This window comes from Paenibacillus arenilitoris, assembly GCF_014705655.1.
In the GTDB taxonomy this organism is placed as follows: domain Bacteria; phylum Bacillota; class Bacilli; order Paenibacillales; family Paenibacillaceae; genus Pristimantibacillus; species Pristimantibacillus arenilitoris.
Map to the genome: position 1 here is coordinate 123,080 of NZ_JACXIY010000025.1, position 6,000 is coordinate 129,079.

At 61.6% G+C, this 6,000-nt stretch carries 6 protein-coding genes; all 6 read right to left on the bottom strand.

From position 1 onward, the window contains the following. Window positions 1-876: 876 nt before the first annotated feature. Genes tsaD through IDH41_RS20710 form a run of 6 tightly spaced genes read right to left on the bottom strand, consistent with a single transcriptional unit; the run spans window position 877 to window position 5,766 of the window. Window positions 877-1,935, bottom strand: a complete 1,059-nt coding sequence (tsaD, locus tag IDH41_RS20685; RefSeq protein ID WP_190864399.1) for a tRNA (adenosine(37)-N6)-threonylcarbamoyltransferase complex transferase subunit TsaD — start codon at window positions 1,933-1,935, stop codon at window positions 877-879. Next, a complete protein-coding gene (gene rimI / locus IDH41_RS20690) occupies window positions 1,929-2,423 on the bottom strand; it encodes a ribosomal protein S18-alanine N-acetyltransferase (protein ID WP_190864401.1) in 495 nt (164 codons plus the stop codon). The genes tsaD and rimI overlap by 7 nt, the downstream gene beginning before the upstream one ends. Beyond that, window positions 2,420-3,229, bottom strand: a complete 810-nt coding sequence (gene tsaB, locus IDH41_RS20695; protein WP_190864403.1) for a tRNA (adenosine(37)-N6)-threonylcarbamoyltransferase complex dimerization subunit type 1 TsaB — start codon at window positions 3,227-3,229, stop codon at window positions 2,420-2,422. Before tsaB ends, rimI begins: the two co-directional genes overlap by 4 nt. Next, complete coding sequence (tsaE, locus tag IDH41_RS20700) at window positions 3,226-3,714, bottom strand: tRNA (adenosine(37)-N6)-threonylcarbamoyltransferase complex ATPase subunit type 1 TsaE (protein ID WP_190864404.1); 489 nt, start codon at window positions 3,712-3,714, stop codon at window positions 3,226-3,228. The genes tsaB and tsaE overlap by 4 nt, the downstream gene beginning before the upstream one ends. Before the next feature lie 13 nt (window positions 3,715-3,727). Continuing rightward, window positions 3,728-4,897, bottom strand: a complete 1,170-nt coding sequence (gene thiL / locus IDH41_RS20705; RefSeq protein ID WP_190864406.1) for a thiamine-phosphate kinase — start codon at window positions 4,895-4,897, stop codon at window positions 3,728-3,730. Then, on the bottom strand, window positions 4,897-5,766 hold the full coding sequence (locus IDH41_RS20710) for a YitT family protein (protein ID WP_190864408.1): 870 nt from the start codon (window positions 5,764-5,766) through the stop codon (window positions 4,897-4,899). The genes thiL and IDH41_RS20710 overlap by 1 nt, the downstream gene beginning before the upstream one ends. Between the last annotated feature and the right edge of the window lie 234 nt (window positions 5,767-6,000).

Below are 6,000 nucleotides of genomic sequence, written 5' to 3' on the forward strand. Positions count from 1 at the left end.
GCCGTCTCCGAAAGAAGAGACGACGAGCCTAAAGCCCTACCGTGGTACCACTCTAATTGGCCGGAACATGCCGTTCGCGGAGTGCCGAGCGCTTCGGCTTCCTTGCGCGGCGGGTTCCGAACCCGCTTCATGCCCGATGACGGCGGCCAGCCGTAACGGCGTACGCGCGGCTGCCGATTGCGCAGCCCGATTCCGCCGTTCCGCTCCCAGGCGAGATTCAAACGTCCGCTTCGACTGCGTCGCACCGACCCGCAGCTCTCTTCACGCCTTCGTCGTTCCCGCTCGCCGCATTCGGCGAGGGAAAACCGGAAATCCGCTTTGCCAGCTTCCGTTTTACTGCTCCTGTTCATCGCGTTATCGCTTTATGTGATTGTTCATTTTGCGTTATGTCTAACCTACTTCGCTCGGCCTGCAACAAGAAAAGCCTGTCGTCTCCTATTCAAGAGACGACAGGCTATAATGACCCGCGCGGTACCACCCTTGTTGACATCCGATCATGCTTGCAACCAAGCAGGAATGCCCACCTTAGTCATATGGCCGGCTCCGGATGCCGACGCATATGCACCCGATTACGGAGGTTAACCGTAGCCATGTACTAAAGGCAACTAAGCTGTCATCCGACCGCCGACCTCGTTCCACCGCTCCGCTCCCAGGCGAGCTTCAAGCATCCTTCGTCTGCGTTGCACCGACCCGCAGCTCTCTCGTTCGGGGTTCCAAGCGGATCTGCGATCACGCTTCGAAGGTCCCGGTCTTCCCGGACTCGCTTTACTATTCCTGTTCCATGCGTTTGAAGCATATAAAGTTTGAAGTATTGCTGTTTATTATATGCGAACGAAAATAGTCTGTCAATTCGATAACGATGAAAATAATTCGCGATCAGCCGCCCACGGACCAGCTCTCGAGCGAAAAGCCCGGGTCGGCCTTCATATCGAGACCGGTTAACTGCTCCCGCTTTAGCTTCAGGAACGCGGCCGCTCCGATCATGGCGGCGTTATCCGTGCAGAGCGAGTTCGGCGGGACGAGCAGCGGCAAGCCTTCCGCCTCGCACCGGGCCGCCAGCGCCGACCGCAGTCCGCGATTGGCCGCGACGCCGCCGCAGAGCAGCAGCTGCTTTGCGCCGTATTCGCGCGCCGCGCGCATCGCCTTCGTTACGAGCACCTCCGTGACCGATTCCTGAAAGCCCCGGGCGAGCGCCGCCTCGTTCAGCTCCAGCCCCTTCATCCGCGTCTGGTTGATGACCGCCAGCACCGCCGATTTCAATCCGCTGAAGCTGAAATCGTAGCTTTCCGACTCCAGCCAGGCGCGAGGCAGCTCGATCGCCTCTTCGGCTTCGTGCGCCAGCCGGTCGATATGCGGGCCGCCGGGATATGGCAATCGCAGCGCGCGCGCCACTTTGTCGTAAGCTTCGCCGACCGCGTCGTCTCTCGTGCGGCCGACGACGCGAAACTCGCCTTCGCTCGCAAGCAGCACCAATTCGGTATGCCCGCCCGATACGACGAGCGCCATGCAGGGGTAGGCCATGTCGTGCACAAGCTCGTTCGCATAAATATGGCCGGCGATATGATGCGTGCCGATCAGCGGAATATCGAGCGCCATGGCAAGGCTCTTGGCGGCCACGATGCCGACGAGCAGCGCGCCGACGAGACCGGGTCCCTGCGTGACGGCGATCGCCGAGATGTCCTTAAGCTCAACTTCCGCCTCCTCGAGCGCTTGCTCGATAATGAGCGTAATCGACTCCACGTGCTTGCGCGAAGCGAGCTCCGGCACAACGCCGCCGAACCGTTCGTGAATGTCGATTTGACTCGATACGACATTCGACATAATCGTTTTGCCGCCGCGGATTACGGCCGCCGACGTCTCGTCGCAGCTTGTCTCGATCGCCAAGATGACGTCCGCCGCCGCGCCGTCTGTTGTATATTTTGAATGACTTACCATCGTCGATCTCCTGTCTTAAGCTGCTCTTGATCTAGCTCTGCCCACATAATGAGCGCATCCTCGTCGTTATCCGAATAGTACTTGGGCCGGATCCCGGAAGGCTCGAAGCCGTGCTTTCGGTATAGATGCTGTGCGACCTCGTTCGATACGCGCACCTCGAGCGTCATTTTGGCCGCGCCGTAAAATACCGCCGTCCGCTGCAGTTCCACAAGCAGGCTGTTGCCGTAGCCATGTCCGCGATAACCGGACCGCACCGCGATATTCGTCACATGCGCCTCGTCCATGATGACCCACATGCCGCCGTAGCCGATGATCTCCCCGCCAAGCTCCATGACCATGTACCGCGCAAACAGATTGTTCGTCAGCTCGTTTACGAACGCCTCCTTCGACCATGGGCTCGTGAAAGCCTCCTGCTCGATCGCGATGACGGCGGGGATGTCGGCCATCGTCATGGCTCGGTACAAGAGATTGTTGGCGTCTGCTCTCATTCCTTGGCCTCACCTGCTTGCTTCGCTTTCCAGACGACCTCCGCCTCGGTAAGCTGCGTGTAATTTGGCGCGAACGCGTGCGGATTCTCGATCTGGCCCGCCTCAAGCCGCATCCGCCCAAGCTCCGCGATCCATCTGCCTTCCTGCGCGAACGGCTGCAGCGCCACGATGACGCCCGCCGCTTCGCCGATCCGCTTCAGTCTCTCCGCTTCAGTACCGTGCAAGGAGAAATCCCCGACAAGCGACAGGCTCCCGACCGTTCCGGCCGCTTGGCCCCTCAGCCGCTCCTCAAGCCGATCGACCCAGACGTTCATCAGCCGCACGCCGTCGTCGGCCCAGCGGCGCCAAGCCGTCCCTTCCGCCATCGCGAACGCCGACGTATACACCTGCCCGCGCCTCGCGTCCATGACCGGAACGACCCAATGCTCGCCGCCGTTTGCAGAATCGCCAGCAGCTCCAGTCCCCCGTTGCCATGCGCCGTAAGCAAGCGCCTCCAGGCTCGATACGCCGACGAGCGGCTTGTCCCATGCCCAGGCGAGCGTCTTGCCGACGGCCGCCGCGATGCGCATCCCCGTATAGGAACCCGGGCCGTTCCCGACGGCAATCGCCTCCAATTCATTCTCCGTCATCCCGGTATCGGCAAGCATGTTCTTAATATTCGACACGACATGGACGGAATGGTTTCTCTCCGCCATCGTCTGCACCTCAGCCAGCACTTCTCCGCCGCTTACGATGGCCGCCGCCATCGACGCCGTAGACGTATCGACGGCCAATATCGCCCCCGCCCGGGCCTTCTCTGCTCTCATTCGTCTGCTCCAATCTTCTTCAACGCGTCGCACCAGCCGGCGTACGTCGCTCCGATACCGGTCAAGGCGATCCGCCGCGATTCACCGCCCAGATGCTCGATATACAGCTCCAGCCTTTCGTCCGGCAGCAGCTCCCTGATCAAGCTCGCCCACTCGACGATCGTCGCGCCGCCGCCGTAAAAATAATCGTCCAACCCAAGCTCGTCCGCTTCGTCGGGCGTCAGCCGGTACACGTCCATATGATAAAAGGGGAGCGACTCCCCTTCGTATTCCTTAATAATCGTAAAGGTCGGGCTGTTCACGATGCCCTTCACCCCGATCGCCTCGGCGAAAGCCTGCGAAAATCTCGTCTTGCCCGCGCCGAGGTCGCCGTCCAGCGCCAGCAGCGCGCCCGGCCTCGCCCAAGCGGCAAGCTGCCTCGCAAGCGCGACCGTATCCTGCTCCGTATGCGCCGTCCAAATGGCCCGGCTTATTTCGTGCTGCATCCCGTTCACCCGTTCATTTGTCAAAATGATTGTAGCCGCGCTTTGCGAGCGCTGCCCGCTTCCCGTCATGCCGAAGGAGCTCGACGCCGGGCGTTCCTTCTTCCGCCGTGCCAATCAGAAAAAAAGGCAGTCCTTCCGCATGGAACGCTTCCCGCAGCGCCTCCGCGTCTTCGGCGGCGACCGTCCCGATCAAGCAATAGTCCTCCCCGCCGTACAGCATCCACTCCAGCGGATCAATCCCCGCGCTTGCCGCATAAGCGGCAAGGCTGCCGCTTCTCGGCAGCAGGCGCTCCTCCAGCGTCAGCTTGAGCCCCGACGCCTCCGCGATTTCCCACGCCTCGCTGGCGAGGCCGTCGCTTACGTCGTTCAAGGAGCGGCAAGTGCCGCGCTCGAGCAGCAGCCGTCCCGCGCGCACGGAAGGCGCCGGCCGGCGATGCTCCCGCACGAGCGGCTTCGCCTTTCCGGGCGGCAGCCCGCTCGCCTTGGCGATCGCCTCGCAAGCGTCATCCTCGGTCATATCCGTACCGCCGCCGGCCGCCTCCAGCGCCAGCAGCGCGTGAAGACCGGCCGCCGACAAGCCGACGGCGCCGGTCACGAACACCGCGTCGCCGGGCTTCGCGCCCGAGCGGCGCAGCTCGCGCCCCGCTTCCACGGTTCCCGTCACCGTTACCGCGACGACGAGCTGCGCCGGCGACGACGTCGTATCGCCGCCGGCAACGGCAACCCCGTAGCGCTCGGCGCACGCGTACAGCCCGTCGTACAGCCTGCGCATCCGCTCCGGCCCGTAGGCGGGCGGCACGCTGACCGACACAAGCGCATGCAGCGGCACCCCGCCCATCGCGGCAATGTCGCTAACGCTTGCGGCCAGCGCCTTGAAGCCGACGTCCTCGTCCCGCATCGTCGCCGGCTTGAAGTGGACGGTCTCCACCATCGTGTCGACCGACAGCAGCAGCCGCTTCGGCTCCGCTACGCCGTCCGCCGCCGCGGCAAGATCGACGGCGGCGGCGTCATCGCCGATGCCGACGGCGACCCCTCTCTCCCGCTGCTGCCAATCCGCCGATTGGCGCGCGGCGGTCCAATGGTGAATACGAGCAAACTCATCCAAAACGAATGTCCCCTTCGGCTTCGGCTCTATCCGGGCAGGCTGCGCGGCGGCGCCGGCAGCCGTCCCTAGTAACAGCATTAGTGAATATCACGTTTCTTAAACCGTCCGCCCTTCACGTCGTGAATATTTCCGATCGCGAGGAAGGCGACAGGGTCGAGCTCGGAGACGATCGACTTCATCTTCGCTTCTTCGAGCCTCGTAATGACGCAGAAGATGACGCGCTTGCTTCCGCCCGTAAAACCGCCCTCTCCGTGCAAATACGTGACGCCGCGTCCGAGCCTGCTCATGATCGCATCGCCGATCTCCCTCGATTCGTCGCTGATGATCCAGACGGCCTTCGACTCGTCGAAGCCCTCGATCGTCATGTCGATCATCTTGAAGGCGATGTAATAAGCGATGAGCGAATACATCGCGCGGTCCCAGCCGAAGACGAAGCCGGCGCTGCCGAGGATGAACAGGTTAAGGAACATGACCGTCTCGCCTACGGAGAACGGAAGTCGCTTGTTGAACAAAATCGCGATGATCTCGGTTCCGTCGAGCGAGCCGCCGAAGCGGATGACCATGCCGACGCCGACGCCGAGAATAACGCCGCCGAATATCGCGGCGAGGAAGGGCTCGACCGTAAGAGGCGGGACCGGATGGAGCAGGAACGTCCCGATCGACATGATCGTTACGCCATATAGCGTCGAGACGGCGAACGTCTTGCCGATCTGCTTATACCCGAGAAACAGAAACGGAAGATTCAATAGAAACAGAAAGAGACCGAGCGGAATGTTGGACAGGTGGGATGCCATAATGGAAATGCCGACAATGCCGCCGTCAATGATATGATTTGGAACGAGAAAAATTTCCAGCCCGACCGAGACGAGAACCGCGCCGAGCGTTATAAACAGCGCTCTTCGCAGCAGCTCGAGCTTCGAAAGCTTATGATGCTGGGTTGCCCCCATATGTAGCGCCACTCCCTTTACCGGCCTGTTTCTCATTATTTTACCTTAAACACTATCGTATGTGAACCTCCCGCGACCTGAAGAGGTCGGGGCTTCTGAACAGCGAAGAATAGCCGGCCGCCTGTTGCTCGAGTGAGCAAGCTGCAATATGCAGGGGTACCGTTTTCCTCGTCGATTCAGCAACACGGTAAGACCGCGGCCCGGTTCAGGGCGTCTACTACTTTCCGCTTCGGG

Coding starts and splice junctions, on each gene's coding strand:
- tsaD (WP_190864399.1), bottom strand. CDS start 1,935: ATGGTAAGTCATTCAAAATATACAACAGACGGCGCGGCGGCGGACGTC.
- rimI (WP_190864401.1), bottom strand. CDS start 2,423: ATGAGAGCAGACGCCAACAATCTCTTGTACCGAGCCATGACGATGGCC.
- tsaB (WP_190864403.1), bottom strand. CDS start 3,229: ATGAGAGCAGAGAAGGCCCGGGCGGGGGCGATATTGGCCGTCGATACG.
- tsaE (WP_190864404.1), bottom strand. CDS start 3,714: ATGCAGCACGAAATAAGCCGGGCCATTTGGACGGCGCATACGGAGCAG.
- thiL (WP_190864406.1), bottom strand. CDS start 4,897: ATGCTGTTACTAGGGACGGCTGCCGGCGCCGCCGCGCAGCCTGCCCGG.
- IDH41_RS20710 (WP_190864408.1), bottom strand. CDS start 5,766: ATGGGGGCAACCCAGCATCATAAGCTTTCGAAGCTCGAGCTGCTGCGA.